The organism is Thermoproteus thermophilus, assembly GCF_055392855.1.
In genome coordinates, this window is sequence record NZ_AP042466.1 from 1,228,940 (window position 1) to 1,250,700 (window position 21,761).

Annotated in this window: 20 protein-coding genes; 7 read left to right on the top strand and 13 right to left on the bottom strand. The window is 56.7% G+C overall.

Annotated elements, in window-relative coordinates:
• The first annotated feature begins 30 nt into the window (after positions 1-30).
• Genes ACZ5PA_RS07245 through ACZ5PA_RS07255 form a run of 3 tightly spaced genes read left to right on the top strand, consistent with a single transcriptional unit; the run spans position 31 to position 2,800 of the window.
• Entirely contained in the window at positions 31-996 is a 966-nt protein-coding gene (locus tag ACZ5PA_RS07245; RefSeq protein WP_464929675.1) for an ABC transporter ATP-binding protein, read from the top strand.
• Complete coding sequence (locus ACZ5PA_RS07250) at positions 993-2,006, top strand: ABC transporter permease (RefSeq protein WP_464929676.1); 1,014 nt, start codon at positions 993-995, stop codon at positions 2,004-2,006. The genes ACZ5PA_RS07245 and ACZ5PA_RS07250 overlap by 4 nt, the downstream gene beginning before the upstream one ends.
• Positions 1,997-2,800 carry an ABC transporter permease gene (locus ACZ5PA_RS07255; protein ID WP_464929677.1) on the top strand — a complete coding sequence of 268 codons (804 nt, stop codon included), beginning with the start codon at positions 1,997-1,999 and terminating at the stop codon, positions 2,798-2,800. Before ACZ5PA_RS07250 ends, ACZ5PA_RS07255 begins: the two co-directional genes overlap by 10 nt.
• Here the strand turns inward: ACZ5PA_RS07255 and ACZ5PA_RS07260 are convergent.
• Genes ACZ5PA_RS07260 through ACZ5PA_RS07275 form a run of 4 tightly spaced genes read right to left on the bottom strand, consistent with a single transcriptional unit; the run spans position 2,792 to position 8,821 of the window.
• Positions 2,792-4,423 (bottom strand): ABC transporter substrate-binding protein, encoded by a 1,632-nt coding sequence (locus ACZ5PA_RS07260; RefSeq protein ID WP_464929678.1) that lies wholly within the window; start codon positions 4,421-4,423, stop codon positions 2,792-2,794. The genes ACZ5PA_RS07255 and ACZ5PA_RS07260 overlap by 9 nt on opposite strands.
• A 51-nt stretch (positions 4,424-4,474) precedes the next feature.
• Complete coding sequence (locus tag ACZ5PA_RS07265) at positions 4,475-5,935, bottom strand: ABC transporter substrate-binding protein (protein ID WP_464929679.1); 1,461 nt, start codon at positions 5,933-5,935, stop codon at positions 4,475-4,477.
• A 52-nt stretch (positions 5,936-5,987) separates the two neighbouring features.
• On the bottom strand, positions 5,988-7,796 hold the full coding sequence (locus tag ACZ5PA_RS07270; protein ID WP_464929680.1) for an ABC transporter permease: 1,809 nt from the start codon (positions 7,794-7,796) through the stop codon (positions 5,988-5,990).
• Positions 7,793-8,821 carry an ABC transporter ATP-binding protein gene (locus ACZ5PA_RS07275; RefSeq protein WP_464929681.1) on the bottom strand — a complete coding sequence of 343 codons (1,029 nt, stop codon included), beginning with the start codon at positions 8,819-8,821 and terminating at the stop codon, positions 7,793-7,795. Before ACZ5PA_RS07275 ends, ACZ5PA_RS07270 begins: the two co-directional genes overlap by 4 nt.
• A 75-nt stretch (positions 8,822-8,896) precedes the next feature.
• Between ACZ5PA_RS07275 and ACZ5PA_RS07280 the strand changes: the two genes are divergently transcribed.
• Positions 8,897-9,376, top strand: a complete 480-nt coding sequence (locus ACZ5PA_RS07280) for a molybdopterin-binding protein (protein ID WP_464929682.1) — start codon at positions 8,897-8,899, stop codon at positions 9,374-9,376.
• Here ACZ5PA_RS07280 and ACZ5PA_RS07285 read toward each other — a convergent pair whose 3' ends face one another.
• The 7 genes from ACZ5PA_RS07285 to ACZ5PA_RS07315 all read right to left on the bottom strand — a co-directional run bounded on the left by ACZ5PA_RS07285 (position 9,377) and on the right by ACZ5PA_RS07315 (position 17,225).
• The gene (locus tag ACZ5PA_RS07285; RefSeq protein ID WP_464929683.1) at positions 9,377-10,027 is read right to left on the bottom strand and encodes a hypothetical protein; all 651 of its coding nucleotides are present in this window, start codon (positions 10,025-10,027) and stop codon (positions 9,377-9,379) included.
• Positions 10,028-10,069: 42 nt separating this feature from the next.
• A complete protein-coding gene (locus ACZ5PA_RS07290) occupies positions 10,070-10,822 on the bottom strand; it encodes a tRNA pseudouridine(38-40) synthase TruA (protein ID WP_464929684.1) in 753 nt (250 codons plus the stop codon).
• 20 nt (positions 10,823-10,842) lie between these two features.
• A complete protein-coding gene (locus ACZ5PA_RS07295; protein WP_464929685.1) occupies positions 10,843-11,907 on the bottom strand; it encodes an amidohydrolase family protein in 1,065 nt (354 codons plus the stop codon).
• A gap of 101 nt (positions 11,908-12,008) precedes the next feature.
• Complete coding sequence (locus ACZ5PA_RS07300) at positions 12,009-12,818, bottom strand: eIF2B alpha/beta/delta subunit family protein (protein ID WP_464929686.1); 810 nt, start codon at positions 12,816-12,818, stop codon at positions 12,009-12,011.
• A 221-nt stretch (positions 12,819-13,039) separates the two neighbouring features.
• Positions 13,040-14,206, bottom strand: a complete 1,167-nt coding sequence (gene nrfD / locus ACZ5PA_RS07305) for an NrfD/PsrC family molybdoenzyme membrane anchor subunit (protein ID WP_464929687.1) — start codon at positions 14,204-14,206, stop codon at positions 13,040-13,042.
• The gene (locus tag ACZ5PA_RS07310) at positions 14,203-14,769 is read right to left on the bottom strand and encodes a 4Fe-4S dicluster domain-containing protein (RefSeq protein ID WP_464929688.1); all 567 of its coding nucleotides are present in this window, start codon (positions 14,767-14,769) and stop codon (positions 14,203-14,205) included. Before ACZ5PA_RS07310 ends, nrfD begins: the two co-directional genes overlap by 4 nt.
• On the bottom strand, positions 14,766-17,225 hold the full coding sequence (locus tag ACZ5PA_RS07315; RefSeq protein ID WP_464929689.1) for a molybdopterin-dependent oxidoreductase: 2,460 nt from the start codon (positions 17,223-17,225) through the stop codon (positions 14,766-14,768). Before ACZ5PA_RS07315 ends, ACZ5PA_RS07310 begins: the two co-directional genes overlap by 4 nt.
• A gap of 96 nt (positions 17,226-17,321) precedes the next feature.
• On the opposite strand from ACZ5PA_RS07315, the gene ACZ5PA_RS07320 reads away from it, so the two are divergent.
• Complete coding sequence (locus ACZ5PA_RS07320) at positions 17,322-18,455, top strand: glycosyltransferase family 39 protein (RefSeq protein WP_464929690.1); 1,134 nt, start codon at positions 17,322-17,324, stop codon at positions 18,453-18,455.
• On the opposite strand, the gene ACZ5PA_RS07325 is transcribed toward ACZ5PA_RS07320, so the two are convergent.
• Entirely contained in the window at positions 18,433-19,857 is a 1,425-nt protein-coding gene (locus tag ACZ5PA_RS07325) for an MFS transporter (protein ID WP_464929691.1), read from the bottom strand. The two genes, ACZ5PA_RS07320 and ACZ5PA_RS07325, sit on opposite strands and share 23 nt — an antisense overlap.
• A 205-nt stretch (positions 19,858-20,062) precedes the next feature.
• Between ACZ5PA_RS07325 and ACZ5PA_RS07330 the strand changes: the two genes are divergently transcribed.
• Positions 20,063-20,653 carry an NADH-quinone oxidoreductase subunit B gene (locus ACZ5PA_RS07330; RefSeq protein WP_464929692.1) on the top strand — a complete coding sequence of 197 codons (591 nt, stop codon included), beginning with the start codon at positions 20,063-20,065 and terminating at the stop codon, positions 20,651-20,653.
• A gap of 3 nt (positions 20,654-20,656) precedes the next feature.
• Complete coding sequence (locus tag ACZ5PA_RS07335; protein ID WP_464929693.1) at positions 20,657-21,190, top strand: NADH-quinone oxidoreductase subunit C; 534 nt, start codon at positions 20,657-20,659, stop codon at positions 21,188-21,190.
• 65 nt (positions 21,191-21,255) lie between these two features.
• On the opposite strand, the gene ACZ5PA_RS07340 is transcribed toward ACZ5PA_RS07335, so the two are convergent.
• Positions 21,256-21,693, bottom strand: a complete 438-nt coding sequence (locus ACZ5PA_RS07340) for a hypothetical protein (protein ID WP_464929694.1) — start codon at positions 21,691-21,693, stop codon at positions 21,256-21,258.
• Positions 21,694-21,761 lie beyond the last annotated feature (68 nt).

Below are 21,761 nucleotides of genomic sequence, written 5' to 3' on the forward strand. Positions count from 1 at the left end.
TCGCTTATAAATAAAAAACTGAGTAGGGCTATGCCGCCAGTCTTAACCGTCGAGAGGCTGAGGCTTTACTACGGCGTGAGCAACGGCGTGGTCAAAGCCGTGGACGGCGTGTCCTTCGAGCTCGAGAAAGGCGAGGTCTTGGCCGTGGTGGGGGAGTCAGGCAGCGGCAAGTCCTCCTTGGGCTACGCCATTATGCGGCTTCTGCCCGAGAACGTAGTGCTCTACGACGGAAAGGTAGTGCTCCACGACGGCGACGTGGAGCTGGACGTGACGTCCATGGACGAGGAGTCGCTGAGACGCGAGGTGAGGTGGAAGCGCGTATCGATGGTGTTTCAAGCCTCGATGAACGCCATAGACCCAGTCTCGACTATAGGCGATTTTATATACAGAATAGTGAAGGAGCACAAGCCCGTGGACAAGAAGACCGGCCTAGCCATGGCCGCTGAGGCCGTGAAGTCGGTGGGCCTCCCAACCGCTGTGTTGGACATGTACCCCTTTGAGCTCTCCGGCGGCATGAAGCAGAGGGTCATGATAGCCCTCGCGCTGATATTGCGCCCCTTGGTGGTCATCCTCGACGAGCCTACCTCGGCTCTAGACGTAATAACTCAAGCCAACATAATATCGCTTTTGAAGAATTTAAGAGGCGACGTATCGATGATTCTAATAACCCACGACTTGGCGCTCGCCTCGGAGATAGCTGATAGAATCGCCGTGATGTACGCCGGCAAGCTCGTGGAGATAGGGCCTCTCGACGTCGTGTTGACCGCGCCGAGGCACCCATACACCAAGGCGTTGCTCGAGTCGACGCCTACTCTGAGGCAAGACAAGGCGCTCGGCTTCATACCGGGGAGGGTCCCCAGCTTGATAAACCCGCCTCCGGGCTGTCGTTTCCATCCCCGTTGTAGATACGCGATGCAAGCGTGCTCCCGCGAGGAGCCCCCCATGGTCGACGTCGGTCCCGGCCATAAAGCTGCTTGTTGGTTGTTGAGGACATGAGCCCCTTGAGGTATATCTTGTTGAGGTTAGCGCTCGCTGTGCCGACTATGTTGATCTTGTTGACCGTGGTCTTCATAATACTCAGGATAATACCGGGCAACCCCATAGAGGCCATAGTGGGCCAAAAAGCCCCGCCCGAGTACGTACAACAGCTCATGGAACAAGCTGGCCTCAACAAGCCCTTGTACGTCCAATACCTCGATTATTTGAAGGGCGTGTTCACGGGCGATCTGGGGAGGAGCTTCATAGACAATAGGCCGGTCATAGCCGACATCATGGACAGATTCCCAGCCACGGTCGAGTTGGCCATATCGTCGTTCATAGTCAGCATACTCATAGGCCATGTCTTGGCCTTCCTAGCGGCCTATTTCAGGCGGAGCGTCGACGAGGCGGTGCGCTTATACGCCATAATCGCCTATATTTTGTTCATACCATTCTTCGGGCTCGCGCTACAGCTAGTGTTCGGCGTATACCTCAAGTGGTTGCCAGTCGGGGGCAGAATTACGCCGGGCCTCGAGCCCCCGCATATAACCGGGCTCTACGTGTTGGACGCGTTGATAACCGGCGATTGGCCCTCCCTCATAAGCGCCTTGAAGCACCTCGCGTTGCCCTCCATAACGTTAGGCGTCGTCATATCTGGTCTGTTCACGAGATTTATCAGGAACAACTTGGTGAAGACCTTGGAGGAGGACTTTATAACTACATATAGAGCGGCCGGTCTATCGCGCTGGAGGGTGTTGCTCAGGGCGTACAGAGCTGCGTTGGTGCCGACGATCACGATGATGGGGCTCCAGCTGGCTTTGTTGCTACAAGGCGCAGTCCTCACCGAGACTACCTTCTCTTGGCCTGGGCTCGGAACCTTGTTGCTCGAGCGAATTCAATACCTCGACTACCCCACTGTGCAAGGAATAGTCGTGTTCTACGTGCTCATGGTCGTCTTCATAAACATAGCCGTGGATTTGATAAACGTAGCGGTGGATCCTAGGCTCAGGAGGGGCGTATGGCGTTGAAGCTCTATTTCGGAGCAGCCGTATTGGCCCTCGTCGTGGCGCTCACGCTGGTGTTGCCTCTGTTAATAAGGCTCAGCCCGACTAAGTCCACAGACAAGCCTCTGTTGCCGCCCAGCCCGGCGCATCCGCTCGGCACGGACTACTTGGGGAGGGACGTCTTGGCGAGGCTCATGTACGGCGGAAGGGTCCCGCTCGGCGTGGCCCTACTCGCGACCTTGATATCCTCTGTGATAGGAGTTCTGTTGGGCATGGTCTCGGGGTACATGGGCGGGTGGCTGGACAGAGCCTCGACGATGGTGATGGACAGCCTCTACGCGTTCCCCGGCTTGTTGATGGCCATGGCCATTGCCGCCGTGTTGGGCCCAAGCCCCTTAAATGCCGCCTTGGCTATAGGGTTCGTCTACATACCCACCTATTACAGGCTAGCCCGCAATGAGACCCAAGTGGTCAAGACTTATCAATACGTAGAGGCGGCGCGAGCTCTCGGGGCGCCGACTTCCCACATAGTGTTGAGGCACGTGTTGCCGACGTTGGTATTAACAATAGCTGTGGTCGCCACTATAAACTTAGCCGATGCCATATTGACGGAGGCCGCTCTTGCGTTCTTCGGCTTCACCGTCGTGCCGCCAACGCCGGATTGGGGCGCGGACCTATCGGCGGCTAAGTCCTATATACTCAACGGAGCTTGGTGGCTCTTAACGCCCGGCTTCATGATAGTGTTGACCGCCTTGGGCTTCTCGCTACTAGGAGACGCTTTAGCCGAGAGGTTCGGGTTGAGGAAAAAACTAGGTTGAACCCGATATAAGCCAATACCTCAACACCATCGTGGGATCCACGGTCACTTTTATGCCTGGCTTTGTAACTATGTATAATTTGCCTTGGAACAACGGCACAATCGGGACGTCTTCGGCTACAATTCTCTGGACTTGCGCGTATATCTGCGCCCTGGCAGTCTGGTTCACCAAGACGGACGCCTCGTCGAGTAGCCTATCGACAGTCGGGTTGGAATAGCCGTTGCCCAACCACGTGTTGGCGCCGCTTCTGAAGAACGGCACTGTGTAGTCGTCGGGGTCTAGGTAGTCGGGATACCACCCGAGCAAGTAGACCTCCATAACGCCCTTTCTGGCATAGTCGGTATAGGTGCTCCACTCTGCCGATCTGATATTCACGGATATCATGCCCGTGGCCTCGAGTTGTTGCTTAAGCAAGGCCGCCACGTCTTGCTCAGTGCTACCGTAATGCGACGGCGTATACCACAGATCTATCACCAGTTTGTTATTGGGCGAATAGCCGGCTTTTTGTAGCAGTTGTTGCGCCAAGCTCGTGTTGCAATCGCCGTAGATTTGTTGGAACACTGGCACGGCGCCCCACATGCCTGAAGGTATCATGGTGTACAACGGCGACATCGTCCCGTTGAACACCACGTTTACTATCTGGGATCTACATACAGCCGCCGCTATCGCTTGTCTGACTAATGTGTTGTTTATCATCTTCGTGTTTATCACTAAGTAGCGTATGAACAAGCTGGGCACCTCCACGACGTTGAACTTGCCGCTGGCCTTAAGCGCTTGTAGATCGGGCGGGCTTAAAGTACGCCAAGCCACGTCTATTTCGCCGCTTTGGAGCGCGAGCCTTAACGCGGAGGAGTCGCTATAGAATCTTATGACCACGGTCTTGTAATACGGCTGGGGGCCGTACCAGTAGGGATTTGCCGTAAGTACTATGGTTTGATCCCTAACGAACTTCGATATGCAGTAGGGCCCGGCGCCGCCGGCTGTTTGATCCGGATCCACTTGGTTGGGGTTGTACTTAGGGCTCACGGGGAAATAAGGCGGCGTTGCGAGAAGCGCTAGGAAGTACGCGACAGGCCTCTTCAAGACGAACTCGACAGTGTAGTTGTCGAGCGCGGTCACGTTCTTGACGAAATACGTAACGAGCCATGCGGGATCTCCGTTTATCTTCATAACTCTCTGTATGGACCAAACTACGTTTTGCGCCGTTACCGGCGTGCCGTCGCAGAACTTCGCGTCGCGTCTCAAGTGGAATATCCAGACCGTCCCGTTGTCTTTGACCTCCCAGCTCGTTGCTAACGCCGGCATGAGCTCCGTGGAGCCCGGCTTATACATGACGAGGCCGGACATTGTGTTGTAGAAGATCTCCCACGTGAAGAAGTCGTAGGCCATGGCCGGGTCCAGTTGCGTGACCTTGTCGGTGACTCCTATTGTAAGCGTCGGCCCGCCCCCTGTCGATGTAGAGACCTGCGGCGCAGTCGATGTAGGCGAGGGCGCCGATGTGGTGGGAGTGGGCGTTGTGGCGCTCGGGGCAGTTCTCCCGCCGCCCGACATTGCCAGATATGCCACGACGCCGATAATCACCACGACTATTACGGCTATTGCGATAATCGTCGACGTTCGCATTATTGCGTTCTTCTTTTATCTTTTTAAGTATTAATAGGGAAAAAAGGAGGCTTACCCAGAAACTTGTTTTAATATTTGTAAATACTTCTGGCGGGCGGCATCGCGCCATATGGCTATCATCTGGTCTCTGAACGCCGGGTCGTTCTTTATGCGATCGTTTATGCTCTGCGCGTATTGTTGCGTGAACTCCAGAGTAGTGCCGTTGACTGTGAACTTCAGAGGCGCCCCGAGCTGCGCGGCTAGCCTCTCCGCCGTAGCCTTGTCGATTTTGCCGCTGTAGTACGCCTGAAGGATCGCCTTCCAAGCGTTCTGCAGATCGCCTTGTTCTTGTACTATAGTCGCCACGAAGTAATAGGTTATGGACTGCTCGTAGCTCATAGCCAAGCTATCGTTGAAGTTAATCGCCTTCATGTTGAGTAGCTGTTGGTACACTGCCTTGAGGTCGGGCCTCCTCTGGCCCTCTGGCGTGTTGAAGGCGTTGGGGTTGGCCGGCAATCTATTTATGCTGGGGTCGAAGACCATCCTCTGGCCGTCCGTTATCACCCAAGCCACGAAAGCCTCCGCCGCTTGTCTACACCTAGTGCTGTTGACCACCGCTATGGGATCGCCGTTGACCGTCGTGTTGGGGGGTATTATATACCTAGTGTGGGGGTTCTGCAACTGCGCTATGTAGCCGTAGAAGTCTATGGTCCAGCCGGCGCCTGCATCGCCTCTGATTATGGCATCTCTGGCGTCTTCGCTGGTGCTCCAGACCTTGCCGTTAGCCGCAGTTAATGTTATGATCCGCCACCCGTTATCCCAGCCGTACGCCTGGAGGATGATCTCGGCCATCCTCAAGGAGCTAGTGGACCTGGAGATGTCGCCTATCGAGGTGGCCGGGTAGCCTTGCAGGAGGGCTTTGCCGAAGGTGAAGGACGCCAAGTCGGACCAATCGCGAGGGATCGGGAGGCCGGTCTTGTTCAAGAAGTCGAGGTTGACGGTTATGCCGAAGCTCGATATAGCCCAAGCCACCCAGTAGACCTGCCCGTCGGGGCCCTTGAGCTTAAGCGGCATTCCTGCTATACTATCGGGGATTTGAGCCAAGGCGGCCTTGACCTCATCGCCTTGTAGCGGCAACAAGAAGCCGTCTTGATACAACGTGTTGAACGTGGTAGGCCCCCCGCCCCAAGCCACGTCGATGCCGCCTTGTTTAATAAGGGCCTCCCACTGGGATGCGGGCGGGTTCTTGAAGACCAAGTCCTTTATCCCGTATTTCTTCGCCACATCGCTGTTCAAGAAGAGGGTCCTAGTGACGTTGAGTATCGCGGTCGGGTGGCGGGTCAATATGACGAGCTGAGGGCATTGTTGCACGGCAACAGTAGGCCCTTGCGTGCTGGTCGTCTGGGTCGCCGAGGTCTGAGTTGTCTGCGTCGTAGTGGCCGCCGGCGGCGCCTTGGACGTGTAATATATCGCAAGGGCAGCTACGATGATTATAATTACTGCAACTACTATATACAAGGTTTTCGTCGCCATAAGAAAACGCTTATCTGTATTTTTAAGTATTATGCTTAAGCGAGGTCGAGGCCTAGACTATGAACCCGTATTTAGTTTTAAGCACCTTCGTAACTAGCAATATAGCCGCTATCTGTATAAGCGCGAGTATAAGGCCGAGGGCGGCCGCGTAGAAGAGCCCATTGACGCTCTGGATATCAACGCTCATGACGGCCGTGATGGGCATCGCGTGGTCGTACCCGAGGCCCTTGAGCGAGCCAAGAGTGACGCCTAGGGAGACCTCGCTCGTCATATAGACGAACGCTATGAGCGCCCCGCTGATTATGTTGTTCCTAACCATGGGCACCACCACGCTCCTCACGGTTCTGAGATAACTAGCGCCTAGGTTCAAGGAGACCTCCTCTGCCGACGTATGTATTTGTTGAAGCCCTGCGTATATGCTCCTCACGGCAAAGGGCAGTTTCCTCACAGAATACCCTATAATTATCGCGGCCGCCGGGTCGACGTTGGGGTTCACTATCTGCGCCAGCCAAGGACAACAGGAGGAGAGCCAACTCGATAGGGATAACAACGTCAAGAAGTATGAGTAGGCCACTACGAGGCCCGGTATCGCTATGGGGGCCGTGGCCAACGCGTCGAGAGCTCCCGCGAGGCGGCCGCGGGACCTGGCGGCGGCGATGGATATGAGGATGCCTATAACTACGACCACGGCTGTGGCCGAGGTCGAGTAGAAGACGGTGTTCTCTATGCCCCTTACGTAGTACGGGTTCGTGAGCACTACGCCCAATCTGTCCAAGCCGGCGTCCAGCGAAAGGCCGGAGGGTAAAGGCGAGCTGGCCCACCTAGTGACGAAGACCAACAACAACGCCCCCATCAGCGGCATCGCCGCAACGACGACAGACACCAGTGCTATCGCCACTAGGAGATAGCCGAGGACGCCCGGCTTGTAGGACTTAGGCCTTAACTGCCTTATCAACATGGCGTATTGCTTCAAGCTCACGTACTTCCTAACGGCGAGAAACGCCGCGAGGGATATCGTGAGGAGTATGAGCGCTAGGAGGGCCGCTGCCGGGCTTATCTGGCCGCTCGTAGAGCTTATGAAGTACTCGTAGACTTGATAGGACATCAGCTTGCGGGCCTCCGGGTAATCCTGGAATATTATAGGCGCCGCTATGTCGTCTATGGACATTATGAAGACGAGGGTGAACGCGGCCGCGATGCCCGGCGCGGCGAGACGTAATACTATGTCCCTGGCCGCCCTCGATTCGCTAGCGCCTAGGTTGTTGGCCATCTCCTCCAAGACGGGGTCCACCTTGCTTATGGCCGTGTAGATGTTGAGGTACGCTATCGGGAGGTACATGAAGATCTGGGCGAGGGCCACGGCGGCAAGCCCAGCGATCTCGACCCTCAACGGCACGCCTATAGCCGATAGGGCCCAGTTCAAAGTCCCCCACAACGGGTTCAAGAAAATGCGTATTACGTAAGCCGTGACAAACGGTATTATTATCAACGGCAACGTCGCCAAGGTCCCCAACAGAGCCCTCCCCTTGAAGTCGTATTTAGCCAAGACGTAGGCGAGCGCGAGGCCCAAGAGCGTGTCGATAAACGCCACAGTTAAGCCGACCCATAGGCTGTTGGCTATGACGCCCATATCGGGCCCTCTTATCACTAGCCTATAAACGCCGTTTATCTCATCCAAGTGCACGATATCCTTGAACGCGTCGCTCGACAAATCAATATAGTAGGGGCTGTTCAAGAGGGGCGCAACGACTGTGAGCTCTGTCGCTATGTAGTAGAAAATATAAGCCAGAGGCGCCACCAAGAACGCCAATAAGTACGCGAAACCCAGCGCCGTCGATAAGGTCAAGAACCTCTGCCTCATGGCCTATAGGCGAGCGCCTCGTTCAAGGACACCCCCACGCGCGCCCCCGGCGTCAGCCGCCTCCGCGATTCGGCCGATAGGCGGACTCCCCCGCAGTCGAGGTCTACGTGGTAGACGTCACCGAGGAACCTGACGTCCACCACTTCACACGCCACGCCTCCGTCTTGTACTATAGATACGGATTCCCGACGCACCACGACTACGGCTTGATCCCCCACTTCCAGTTGTTGCACGGCCTCCGCCTTGACTGCGAAGCCCACGTCGACGACGACGAATTTATCAGTCTTGTCCACGACTACGCCGCGCAAGGCCTCGGATTTGCCTATGAACGTGGCCACGAACAAGTCGGCGGGCCTTTTGTAGATCTCCTCGGGCGCTCCTACTTGTCTAATAGTCCCTGCGTTCATGACGGCTATTCTGTCCGCCACGGCGAAGGCCTCCTCTTGGTCGTGCGTGACGTATATCGTGGTTATGGAGAGGTCCCTCGCTATCCTCCTCACCTCGCCCCTCAGTTCTACTCTCAACTTGGCGTCGAGGTTGGCCAAGGGCTCGTCGAGGAGGAGCACGGCGGGCTCCACCACGAGCGCCCTGGCGAGCGCTACTCTTTGTTGTTGTCCTCCGGAGAGCTCATACGGCTTCCTCCTCTCCAGTCCCGACAAGCCCATGAGCTCCAAGATGCGCCTCACGCGCGCCTCGATCTCCCGCTTAGGAATTTTCCTGAGCTTTAGGCCGTACGCCACGTTCTCGAAAACGGTCATATGAGGCCATAGGGCCCACGTCTGGGGGACCAACGCCGTGTTCCTCGCCTGGGTCGGCAAATTGGTGACCTCCCTTCCGTCGAAATATATCTTGCCGTACGTGGGCTCCTCCAAGCCCGCGACCAGTCGGAGCAACGTAGTCTTGCCGCAACCGGAGGGCCCCAACACGGCGAATATCTCGCCGTCCTTGACCTCCAAATCGACGTCCTTCACCGCGTAGACGTCTCGGTATCGCTTAGTCAATTTCTCAAGAACGACTGAGACCACGATAGTACCCTCGGAATAAAAACTTAATCGTTCCTCAAACGAATTAAGCTTATATATACATGAGTAAAGCACGGCGTGCATGCCCTCGTGAGGCTCCGCGGCTATTTGGAGGAGCTGGGCTTCAGGGCAGTCGTCTCCAACGACGTGGCGCAAGCGCTTGGGCTGAAGGTCGGCGACGCGGTCAAGATAGAGAGCCCCGATGGGGCCACCAGCGCCAGGATAGCGGAAGTGGATCGGTCGATGAAATCCGGCGTGTTGGTCACCGCGGACGTCTACATGGCGCTAGGGGGGAGAGCCAGGGCCGTTCTCCTAAAGAGGATAGAGAGGATCTACGAGGCATCTAGAGTGAGGATAGTCCTCCAGGCCGAGGCGCCGATATCGGCGAGTGAGCTTAGGGCCGTCATGTCGGCTGTGGCCTCCGCTCGCGTTCCCGTCTTCGCCAGCTTCGCGGGCTTCCTCTACACTAACAACGGGTGGGTCAAGGTGGTAGTGAGGGAGGTCGAGCCCCGGGAGCCGGCCTACGTCTCGTACGAGACCGCCGTCTCGGTGGGCTGATCACCAAGACTTAGTCAAGTCTACTCTTATAATCAAAAGGGGCTCCGAGACCTTGCCGAGCCCCTTTATCCTCTTGACTATCCTTTCGGCCAACGCGCCATCTTTGTACTTCTCTAACGCCTTCTCTAATCCGTATCTGTCGAGCAAAGCGCTGGCCTCCTCCCTTATTATGTAATCAGCTATTTGGTCTAGGCCGGCCAGCTCCCCAGCCCTTATGAGCTGGGATACTGTGAAGAGCTGGAGGCTCAAGCGGTCTATCCTCGAGAGGAACTCGTCTAAGCTCTTGTTGGGCTTGAAGCCCTCCTCCCCCATCGCGGCCTTCTTGAACTCGTCGTCGGTGAAGACCAGCCTCACCCTCTGCCTCCACTTAGCTGACCACATCACGATCCACTCCGAGGCTAATTCGCTTACCTTGGGCCAACGCTCCATTATATACGCGCAGAGCCTTAAACGCGCCTTGTCCTCCTTGAAGCGCTGGGCTAGGTATACCCCCGATCTATACGCCAAGTAGTGGAGGAAATCCCTCAGCGCTATGTCCACGACGGTCTCCAGCTCGCGCTTCGGCATATCCCAGTAGTAATCCGACAACACGTCGTAGAGCAACTCCCTCACGTTCTCCACGGCGGCGTCGAAGTTGCAGTAGGGCTCCATGGCGTTATACGCGTTAGTTATTTAAAAGCTATCCTACAGCAACTACAGCCATTTCAAGACCTCTTCAGTAATTCTTACATATGCCATGCTTAAAGAAAGATACATTTTATACCTATTTAGGAAATATTTATATATTTTTGACAACGCTGGACGGTCCACGGAGAAATTTATGCCGTAGTCTATCCAGAGCAACACGAGGCCCTCTGCCGGCGCGCTCGGCACGGGCCCCCTCCCCCTTCCCGACAACAAATCCGCCACGTCTTCTAGGGACAAGACGCCGCGGCCCACAGCCAAGAGCGCCCACGCTATTTTCCTGAGCATTTTGTTCTTGAAGCCCCTGCCCTTGAAGATTATCTCTACGTGCGTCCCTCTATCTTGCACGTCTATGGAGGTGATGGTGGTCACGGCGCTTTTAACCCCCTTGGCGAAATTCTTGTAGTCGTGCGTGCCCACGAACAGCCGAGCCGCCTCTTTCACCGCGTCTATGTCCTCCCCCCTACGCGGTGCGAAATACGCGTATATCCTCTCCCTAGCGCGCCTCGGGTTGAAGCCCTCGTCCACCTCGGCGTAGCCCCAGACCCAGACGCCCTCGGGGAGCCGCGAGTTTATTAGGCCCAAGGGCTTCAGCCCCTCGGCGACTACTACGTTGGCCACCGCAGAGACGCCTGGGTCTGTCCGGGAGCCGCGGCCCAGGATAGGGCCCAACGCCTTGGCCAAGACAGGCTCCACGGACCTCTCGTGGCCGGTGAAGCCGTAGAACAAAACGCCGTCGTAGGCGACTAGGTAGGCGTACACGGCCGTACGGAGGGGGGTAATTAAATCTCCCAGCTGAAGACTATTTCGCTTCCCTCTATGAAGGCGCCCACGTCTTGTCCGCCGGCTCTCCTCGCGAGGAATTTATACACGTCGTGGGTCGGATACGGAAGCGATACCGCCAAGGCCTTCGCCTTGAGGCCTACGTCTATGGGGGATCCGCAGCCCAGCTTCTCCCAAGGCCAAGTAGTGGCCATCTTGAGCAGAGTCCTCTCGTCTATCGCCCACTTGGCCAGCCGCGAGAAGGCGTGTAGGAACTTCAGCTCCGCCCATACGTCGGGCTCGTTCACGAAGGCGTTGTCGGTGCCTATGAGGGGCTTGAGCTCCAGCAGAGACGGCACGTCGGGCAGCTTCCCCACGAAATACGCGTTGGCCCTAGGGTTTATCACCACGGCCTTGTCCTCGGGTATTTGGGATATCTCCTCGGGCGTTGCGTAGACCAAGTGCACCAACACATCGGCGTTCAGTTCCTTCAATGCGAGCTCCAGATCGCCCTCCTCGTGGCAATCCTGGGTCTCCGAGACGTGGGTGGACACCAGCTTGTATCTGCCCCTCAAGGCCCTCAAGTACTCGGGCGGATGGTCGAGGGGGGAGGCCACTTGTACGTTGGGGTAGTCGGGATAATCGCCGTGGGCTTCTTGGAACACCACGGCCTTAACGCCGCGCCGCTCGAAGGCCTCGGCGACGTCGGCCGCTGCGTACTCTGCGTAGGCCAAGACGCAGCCGATCCCGTACCTCCTAGCCCTTCTGGCGAGCGCCTCGAGGGGCTTCACGTGTTTCCCCTTGGCGACGAGCTTCCTCAAGACGTGGTACTTAACGCCGTGGGGCCACCCCACGAGGTCGTCTATATAGTAATCGTCCTTGTCGGCCATGACGACGTCTAGGGGATGGATATGGGCGTCGACCAGCTGCGGCATCAACACAGCGTTGCCCAAGTTTATCGATATTTGGCCCGTGTATTTCCCCACGCCGACGATCTCGCCCTCGTCGTCTATCTCCACGACGCCGTCCTCCACTACTTCTAGGTCAACTCCCCACAACACGTATTTAGCCCTGACGGCGACCACTAGGAGATCTGCGCTCGGCCGTATAACTATTGCGCGGCCGGCGAGAGCTACGGGGCTACGTCGTCGGGCAGATGCCGTTGTGCTAGACTCCGTCCTCAACGTTACGAAACGTCGAGCCCGAGAGCAACCTTTATGATAGACCAAGCTCTTCTCGCGAGATCCCCGCTCGGCCTCTCGAAGACGCCTAAATCGGTGACGGCTAGGTCTATCAAGGACGAGTCGAATACGTCGAAGAGGGACACGACGACTCTTCTACCCAAGACCTCCGCCTCCACTCTATACGGCTCTGGGCCGGCGAGAGGGGCCGTCTTGTAACTCTCGAAGACCGCTATCGAGGTAGCTCCGATAATCCTAGAAACTGCCAACAACGGCAAAGTTCCTATTTTATTATAAGCGCGCCCATCGGCGTAGAGCCCGTCGAGGCCCACGACGGCGTAGTCGAAGTCGATAGCGCCGATCGCCGAGTCGGGAATAGGCGTCACCTCCACGTGTTTCCCGTACTCCTCAGCGGCGGCCGCTGCCTCGTCGCCAGGCCTCGACTCTAGTAAATACAAGCGCCTTATGCAACCCCTCTTGACGGCGACGAAGTCGCTAACGGCGCGGGAGAAGCTAATCGTGACGAAATCCGCCGGGCATTCGAGGCTTAGTCCCGATATGGAGGACCTCAGACCAGCTTGCGCGCGCTCCGAATAGGCCAAAAGCCCCTCGACGACACGCCTCAGCTCAACGCCGCGTTTGACGGCCTCATCGACGACGAGCGCTATTAGATCGAGCGGGGCCATGCCCGGCCTTAAGGTTCTCAGCTCCCTTACGGCGACCTCTGGAGTTTTCGACTCAGCGAGTATCCTCAACGCCTCTTTGAGGTACCAGGAAGCGCCTTTAATCCTCTCGGACTTTAGGAGGTCGAACACTTGACAAGGAGGCTCGACTATAAATCCCTAGCGCGCCTCTGACATATCAGATGTCCGATCGAGGGCTTGGGCGCACGCCGCTACAGGCGCCAGCTCGATGCGCCCGATCCCCTCTAAGCCAGCGTATCGTTTCGTCGACAAGTCGCCAGGCGCGATCCGCCAGTACTTGTCCTCGATTAATGTATAAAAAGAAAAATTTATTAAAATTAAGAAATTTTAATTTATTTAAATATATAGAGCGTCCTCGGCCTCTCGCCGGGCTTGAGCGGCAGGAGCACCACGCCTAGGATCAACAAGCCGACGTACGCTAGGACTGAGCCCGCCGCTATCTCTATCTGCGACGCCGTCGGGACGTAATGTATTGAGCCAACGCCGGACCAGCCCGCAAGGCTGTAGGATATGTGGGCCATCTGCGGTTCTATGATCAAGTCGTATTTATCGACGAAGCCCGCCACCACGACGAGCGCCGCCGCTAATAGGGCCAACGGCAAGCTCCTCTTATAGTAGGCGAACACGGATACAACAAACGGGACCGCCAGCAATAAGCCTATTTCGAATATATAGAAATTAGGCGACGAGGTCATGAGCTTGTAGGCCTCCCAAGAGGCCGGGTTATACCAAGCGCTTATTACCATCCAGCCCTTAATGAAGGCGAGCACGGGGAGGCCTATCATGAGGATGCGGCTGTAATACCTCGCCACGAACTCCCTAACGCCGAGGCCTCCGGCAAAGGCCGATATGAACAAGGCTTGGCCCGCCGCCCCTATGGCTATGGCGCTCGCTATGAAGTAGAGCGCCATGTGGGGGCCATACCAAGCAGGCACCGCCGCCACGTTGCCGAACACTTGGCCCAGATTGCTGTGGAGTATCACGGTCACGACCAACACGGCGAGCGCTATAGCGAGCTCCGCAGATTTCATGGCCCTCAGTTTCTCGCTAACCTCGCTTCTAATAAAGTAGATAAGTTCTATTAATAAGGTCAAGGCGAATAACATGTACAAGGTGGCCATCCAAGTTATGCCGGAGCGGTACTGGAAGAACAAGGAGAGGCCTCCTTGTGTGTGTATGAACATATTAACTGCCGAGAGCGGGCTCCTGAGATCCGACAATATCATTACCCACGCCGGCACTATCGTTATGAGCGAGAACCATACGCCGAGTTTTATGATCTTCTCGTATTCGTTATTGGGCCCCTTGTAGCCGAAAACTGTGTATATCGAATTCACTATGCTGGAGCCCGTGGCCATCAAGGCGAAGAAGACGTAGCCGGGCACCAAAAGGCCCCACCATATCTCCTCCGCGGATCTTCCCGTATAGCCTACCCACACCGCCGCGGCCCCCGCGATCAACAACGCTATTGCCAGACCTGCTAGGGCGAGCTGCTTCATGGCCCCACCACCACGAAGTACTTAGGCCCAGTGCCCATGTATTCCAGCAACTTCGCGTATCTAGATTCGGCAAGTCGCCTAGATATAGACGAGTTCGGATCGTCCAAATCGCCGAAATCTCTAGCGCTTGCTGGACACACGGCGACGCAGACCGGGGCCTCGCCTTTGGCTATCCTCGACTGGCATTCATCGCCCATGCACTTGACGGGCGCCCACATGCGTTCGTTGAACCAACGAGCGTCGTAGGGACATGCCACCATACAGTACCTACAGCCTATACATAAATCGTAATTTATCTTAACTAATCCATTAGAGTCTTTATACGAAGCCCCTGTGGGACACACGGTGACGCACGGCGGGTTCTCGCAGTGTTGGCACTGGACGAGGAGCAACATAGGCCTTCTCGCGTCGGCCAGCTCGATCCTCCTTATATTGCTCCTGATCCAGTTCCACGATATATTCGGCGCAGTCGACGAATTGTAGTTCGCCGCGTTGCACGCGGCTATGCACGCCCCGCACGAGATGCACCTAGACTGGTCCCAGAGGAAGGCCAGCCGCGTCATAGCCTAACCCTCACGACTGAGTTCGTCGCGGCTACGCCGATCACGGGCGCCACGTAGCCCTTCGTGAACCACTGCGGGTTCACGCCGGAGCGGAGGAAGTCGTACTCTCCATCTATTAACGCAGAGGTGTGGCCGCCGGCGAAGGCGTAGGAGAACAACACGCCGGGCCTTACCCTGTTGGTGACCTTGACGCAAGCCCTTACGGCGAACCCGTTGTCGACGCCCTCGAGCGTTATCATGTCGCCGTCCTTCACGCCCAGCCTCTCCGCATCCATGGGGTTCATCCAGACGCACCTCTCCGTGAGGTATTTGGAGTTGTAGGTGAACACGAAATGCCCCGAGATGTTCTGGTCCTTGCCCGTTATCAAATAGAACTCGTTGGGCGCGCTCGGCTTGCTGTACGCAGGCGGCGGCGTCCAGTCGGGGAGCGGGTCCAGCCCGTACTTCAGAGCGGTCAGGGAATATATCTCCACCAGCCCTGTCGGCGTGGACAACTTCGACTTATACGGCCTCGTCTCGTAGGCCTTCTTCTTCAAGACGTAGTAGCCCTTAGTCTTGAGGGCCGTCTCAAGCTCCTCCTTCGAAATGTTCCAAGTCTTGGATAAATAATCCAGTATTTTGTCGAAGAGGAGCTCCTCGTATTGCTCGAATTGGCTATAATCGGCGTATTTATCGGTATAGCCTATCAACGCCGCCTTGTCCGGCCAAGCCCTCCTGACCAATTCGAGGAGCACCCACAAGGCGTGGCGCGCATCTACGCCAGGCGGCGGATCCAATACCTTGTTCGAGTAGACCACGGCCGCGTCGAGGGTCCAAGGCGCCGACGATATCTCGTTCCTCTCCAAGAACATCAAGTCGGGGAAGACGTAATCCGACCAATCTACGTGGTCTTGGGGCAATATATCGATTGTTATGACCAAGTCGAGCTTCTGCAACGCCTCCTTCAACTTCTGGGTGTTGACGTCTCTGTGGAAGAGCGTCGTCCCCACAATTATTAACGCCTTTATGGGATATGGTTGGCCCGTCAACACCGCATCCAGAACCGCGTCGAACGCGCTCACGGCTAGCGGGTATTTCATTAAGTCGATCCTCTTGGCCTTCAATGGCGGCAAGGAGACCCCAAATATCGTGTCTATCCTCTCGGCGCCTATTGTACAAGAGTTGGGGAATTTAGCGGATTCCTGGAAGCAGAGGCCTCCGCGTTTGTCTATGTTGCCGACCAAGGCGTTTAGTATGAGCATAGCCCTATACGCGTCGAAGTCGTTGCCGTTCCTAGCGGAGTACCAACCGTCCTCCACGACCCCGCGCCTTATCGCGAACTCCCTCGCTATGCGCGTTATAGTGTCCGCGGGCACTCCCGTGATCTCGGCCGCCTTCTCCGGGGGATACTTCGCGGCCCTTTCGGCCAGTAGCCTAAACGCCGTCTTGACGGCCACGGGGCCCGTCGGCGTCTCCACTGCGCCCTCGTAGTCGAGGGCGGGATCGACGGCGGATCCCAACGGCTTGACTTTGTTATCCGCCGCGTCGAGGACGAGATACGCGGAGCCTTGTTGTCCCAAATCGCTTTGGGTCAACGGCTTTCCGTCCGATTTTATCAACATAGGCGCGTTCGTGTACTTCTTCAGGAATGCCGCGTCGTAAAGGCCCTCGTTTATTATCACGTAGATCATCGACAAGAAGAACGCCGCGTCTGTGCCGGGCAATATCGGCACCCATTCCACGGACGAGAAGGCTATGTTGGGAGCTCTGGGGTCGACTACTACTATTTTAGCGCCGGCTTGTCTCGCCTTGGCCAAAGCTCTGACCGAGCCCATCGTAGCGTCGAGGTTGCGCCCGGCTAAGATCAAGTAGTTCAAGTTGGCGTAATCAGGATCAACGGCGGGCGGGCCACCCGCGCCCAAGACCGCTTGCCTAGCCGCCGTCGAGGCGTCGTGGCAAGTCCCCTCGTGGCCCACGACGTTCGGCGTTCCTATCAACGAGGCTATCAGCGGGAGGTGCCAACTCAAGTGGTCGTGTCTCGTGAACGCTATGGCTTGAGGCCCGTACTTGTCGGCGATTTCCTTCAGCTTAGCAGCGGCCTCGTTCAATGCCGTATCCCAATCCACTTCTTGGAACTTGCCCTCGCCCCTGTTGCCGACCCTCTTAAGTGGCTTCCTCAACCTAAGCGGGTGGTTCCAGAGCTGTATCGCCGAGGCGGGGCGCGCGCACATGCCGGGCTGTGGGTGGTCGGGATTGGGCAGTATATACGCCAGATCGCCCTTTCTGACGAAGTATAGGCCGCATTTAGAGCCGCAAGCGCCGCAGAATATAGGAACCACTCCTTCTTGCGCTGCGTCGATCCGCTGTGGGGTCTGCGATAGCACTAACTTCGCCATGGGCCCGCCCAACGCGGACACAAGGCCGATAGTGGCGCCGAGCTTCACTAGATCCCTCCTATTGATTTTTAGAGATAACACAAGAACGGTTATGTGATGTTATTTAAACATCGGCTGAGCGTGCAAACTTTTCCCCATAAGCCGTTGGAATTTAATTATCCGATTATCCCAACTCCTATGCGTTGGTCCCTCGTGGGTCTAATAATAGCCGTTGTGATTGCCGCCGTCTACGTATACTATACTTACACGTACTTCTCCAGCCTTAAGGGTTACATATCGGACGAGACGTGGTACGCCCCAGCCGCCTACAACATCTTGAAGTACGTCTTCAGGTACAACGCGACGATGGAGTACGCCTATCCCAACGCGAGCGGCATAGAGGCTTACCTGAACTTGGAGCATCCGCCTTTAGCCAAGTACTTGATAGCGCTTTCCATAATCGCGCTTGGCTATTACCCTCTCGCTTGGCGGGTCCCGGGCTGGATAATCGGAGGGCTAGCCGTCGTGTTGGCCTATCTGACAGGGCGCGAGTTGTTGAAGGACAGGGGCGAGGACGCGGCGGCCCTCGCCGGCGTTTTGTCGGCGATAGTCTTGGCTGTCGATCCCAACTTCTGGGCGCTCCACGGGATAGCCATGTTAGACGCGTACGCGGGCTTCTTCTCGTTGTTGGCGTTGTATCTACTGATGTCGGGCCGGTTGTTGTCCTCCTCGATCGCGCTAGGCCTCGCCTTCGCCACTAAGGAGTCGACGTTCTTTTTAGCGTTGCCGTACCTCTACTACGTAGGCGAGATAGAGGAGAGGCCGCTCAAGAGGCTTCTATACGGCATAGCTATACCAGTAGCAGTCTACGTAGTGTTGTCCTTGCCGTTGATGGCATATTTGGGGCCCATCGTCTGGTTCAAGGACAGCTTCTTGCACATGATCAACTGGGACATCACGTCGGGCCACATAGCGGGCAACGCCGAGAGCCAAATATCCACGCCTTGGGGTTGGTTTCTTAACATACATCCGTTCTACCTAGGCGAGGATCTATACGCCAGAGTGAACGTGGCCGTGATGATACTCTGGGTTTTATTGACGGCGCTCGTCGCCGTCGTGAAGGACGAGAAGCTCTTGACGGCTTCGGCGTTTCCCTGGTCTATTTGGGCGGGCTTCGTCGTGGTGTACGCCTTGGGCAATAGCACCTTGTTCAGCTTTTACGTCTCCGACTTCAGCCCCATGGTCGACGTCTTCGTGCCGACCGCGCTAGTGGCCTTGGCAGTACTATGGGAGAGGAGAACGCACCGCGTTAAGGAGGACCGGCGACGATGAGGTGTTTATGCTCGCCGCTCACAAGCTCCAAGCTCACGGCCTTGGGCTCCGGCAACGCCAAGAGCGTCACCGGGATTCCAGCCATGCTCACAACGGCGAGCAGCTGGAGGAGGGACGGGATCCCTATTACGTGTACCAAGGACGGGAATAACAACGTGGATACAGCTGCGCCCAGCTTGCCGGCCGCGGCCGATATGCCGTGTCCCGTAGCCCTATAACGGGTTGGGTAGACCTCGGCTGGTATGACGAAGGTCGTGGTGTTGGGGCCGAAGTTTATGAAGAAGAAGCTGAGCGAGTACACGGCCAGAGCCGCGGCGGCGGGCATCGACAGCTCGACCGACCCGCCGATTTGCGCCAACATAAACGAAACGGCTAAGTAGATGGCGGCCATGGCGGCGAACCCCATCGTCTGGATGGGCTTTCTGCCCAACTTGTCCAACAAGAGGGCCGCGACGAAATAGCCCGGGAAGCCCGCCAGGAACGGCAAGCTCTGGTAGAAGATCGCTTGTAACGTGGACTTGGCCGGGCCTATTATCGAGGCGGTCACAATGCTCGAGTACACGCCGGTTCCGTAGAGTGCTATGTCCATGAGGAACCAAGGCACGGCGGTCCCGACGAGCAGTTTCCAGTTCTCGGAGAAGAACTCCCGTGCCGTGAGGTTCCGCGATTTAACCAACACGTTTACGTCAGCGCCGAATAGCCTCATGGCCCTCCTCGCCTCGTCGACATCGCCTTTTACGAGCAAGGCGAAGCGGGGGGTCTCGGGGATCTTCCTCCTCAAGTACACCACGGAGGCGGCCGGCACGGCGCCTACGCCGAGCATGACGCGCCAAGCCACATCGGGCGGCAACGACATGACGCTGAGCAGCGCGACACCGACGGAGGCCAAAATCCCGAGGCCTTGATTCGCGAAGACCAAGGCGATCAACTTCCCTCTATCCTTGACGTTCGAGTACTCCGACATTATAGTAGCCGATATGGGGTAATCGCCGCCTATTCCGAAGCCCAAGAAAGTCCTCGCTACGACCAGCCAGAACAAGTTGGGCGCAACGGCGCTGAACACGGCGCCGAGGATGAGTATAATGGCCTCTACGCCGTAGAGGTACTTCCTGCCGAGCCTATCGCCGAGAAAGCCGAAGAGCAGTTGGCCCGCTATCGTGGCCCAAAGCGCCGCTGAGCCGAGAAGTCCTTCCCAGAACTCCGCATGGGGGCCGTGTAGTTCCTCGAACCCGGGCACGGCGTAACTGGTCAACACGGTGAGGACGGCGCCGATTATGAAGAGATCGTAGGCGTCTGTGAAGAAGCCGGCCCCCGATAAATACCATATCTTTATATGAGTCCACGTAAGCTTAAGCATATCCAAGTGCTCGAAGGGCGACGCCAAAGCCTTGTCCGACGACATGGCGTATAGGATATTCGTGAATTAACAAATAATGCTAAATCATGTTTAAGCATACTAGGTCATTATTAAAATAATATTAATATATAATACATTAAAAGTAAATATTATCTTTTTTGAGATTATAATTATAAAAATAAAAAATTATTTTAAAAAAGTTGTATAGATAAGGAGGACAATGTATTTATAGAAGAGAGGGAGATGAGCCGTGCCCGTCGCTCAGGCCCTTAAGGAATACGTGTTGAAGCAGATGAAGCTCGACAGAGTGATCCGTTGGGGCATCAAGTGGTCTATGTGGCCCGTCCACCTAGTGACCAGTTGTTGCGGCGTGGAGGTGGCCCACACCTCGGCCCCCGTCTTCGACGCCGAGCGGTGGGGCGTACTGCCCTTCAACACAATGCGCCAGACCAACGTGATATTAGTCGAGGGGACTATAACCAAGAAGATGGCCAAGGTGCTCAAGTGGGTCTACGAACAGATGCCCGAGCCCAAATTCGTCTTGGCCATGGGCGCTTGCGCCATCCGCGGAGGCCTCTTCTGGAACTCCTATCACATAGTGCAAGTGGACACCGTGGTCCCCGTCGACGCGTATATACCTGGCTGCCCGCCGACGCCCGAGGCGGTCATACGGGCGTTCTTCATGGTCGGGAACAAGATATTGGGCAAGCCGGGCCCCGAGGTCAAGCCCGTTAAGGTGGACCTCACGCCGTATTTGCCGCAGCCGAAGCCCGCGGCAAAGCCGGCGGCGAAGCCCGCGGCCCCGGCCAAGCCCGTCTCGACCGCGGCGCAGACCGCGTAGGCCATGTCGGCGAAGCTCCCGCCCAAGTGTCCCCCGGCCGCCGACCATCCGCTGTTGCCGAAGCTCAAGGAAGCCCTCGGCGACCTCGTCCTATCGCACGGCGTCTCGGCCGACGGCTTCCTCTGCATTATGGTCCCCGCCGACAAGATAAGGGAGGTGGCCCAGAGGCTTAAGGCCTTGGGCTTCGACCAAGCCCTCTCTGTGAGCGCGATGGACTACATGGAGGAGAAGAAGTTCGTGGTCATGTACACCTTCCTCTCCTACCTCAACCCGCAACTCAAGGGCTTTTTATTGAACGTCCGAGCAGAGATACCCAGAGATAATCCGCACATAGCGTCCATAGCCGACATATTCCCGTCGGCGGATTACGACGAGAGGGAGTGCCACGAGATGTTCGGCATATGGTTCGACGGGAATCCGCACATGGGCAAGCGCTTCCTCCTGGATCCCGACTGCTGTATAGACGAGAAGACCGGCAAGCCGCTTTATCCCCTCCGCAGGGATTTCAAGGTGCCCGAGTGGGGGCTCTTCGGCTAACGCTCCGCGAGGACCCCCGTCCCCCGTGGTAACTGGTCGAGACGCGGCGCTCCCGCGCCGGGCGATTAGTGCCTCGGCTCTATCTGCGGGAGGAACCAAAGCCTTTGGACCTCCTCGAGCTCTATCTCCCACCAAGCCGAGATATCCTTGGCGAGCCTCTCGGCGACATAGGCCGGCACCTCGACGCTGCCCGCGCCCGGGAAAGATAGACGCGAGTAGAGGAACCAGCCCTCCACTACTATGCGGTCAACGCGCCCTCTATAGGCCACGTCGAGAGTCCTTCCGAGGCATATCTGGGTTATCTTGTCGTCGCTCACGACCAGCGTGCGGGCGTAGCCGCACGTGTATTCAAATATGGCTATCAAGATGGTCGCTGCCACCGCCGAGCCCGCCGCGGCGTGTAGAGGTCTAGGCCCGCTGAGTAGATACGATGCAAGCGCCAACATCACGCCGACGGACGCCGCTATTGCGTAGTGATCAAATATCCTATACCTTTTCTCCATCGTTTTTCCGGCATATTGTCTTAAAATCATTTACGTCTGAGGCAGATCTTGCACGGCGCGTTGCGCTT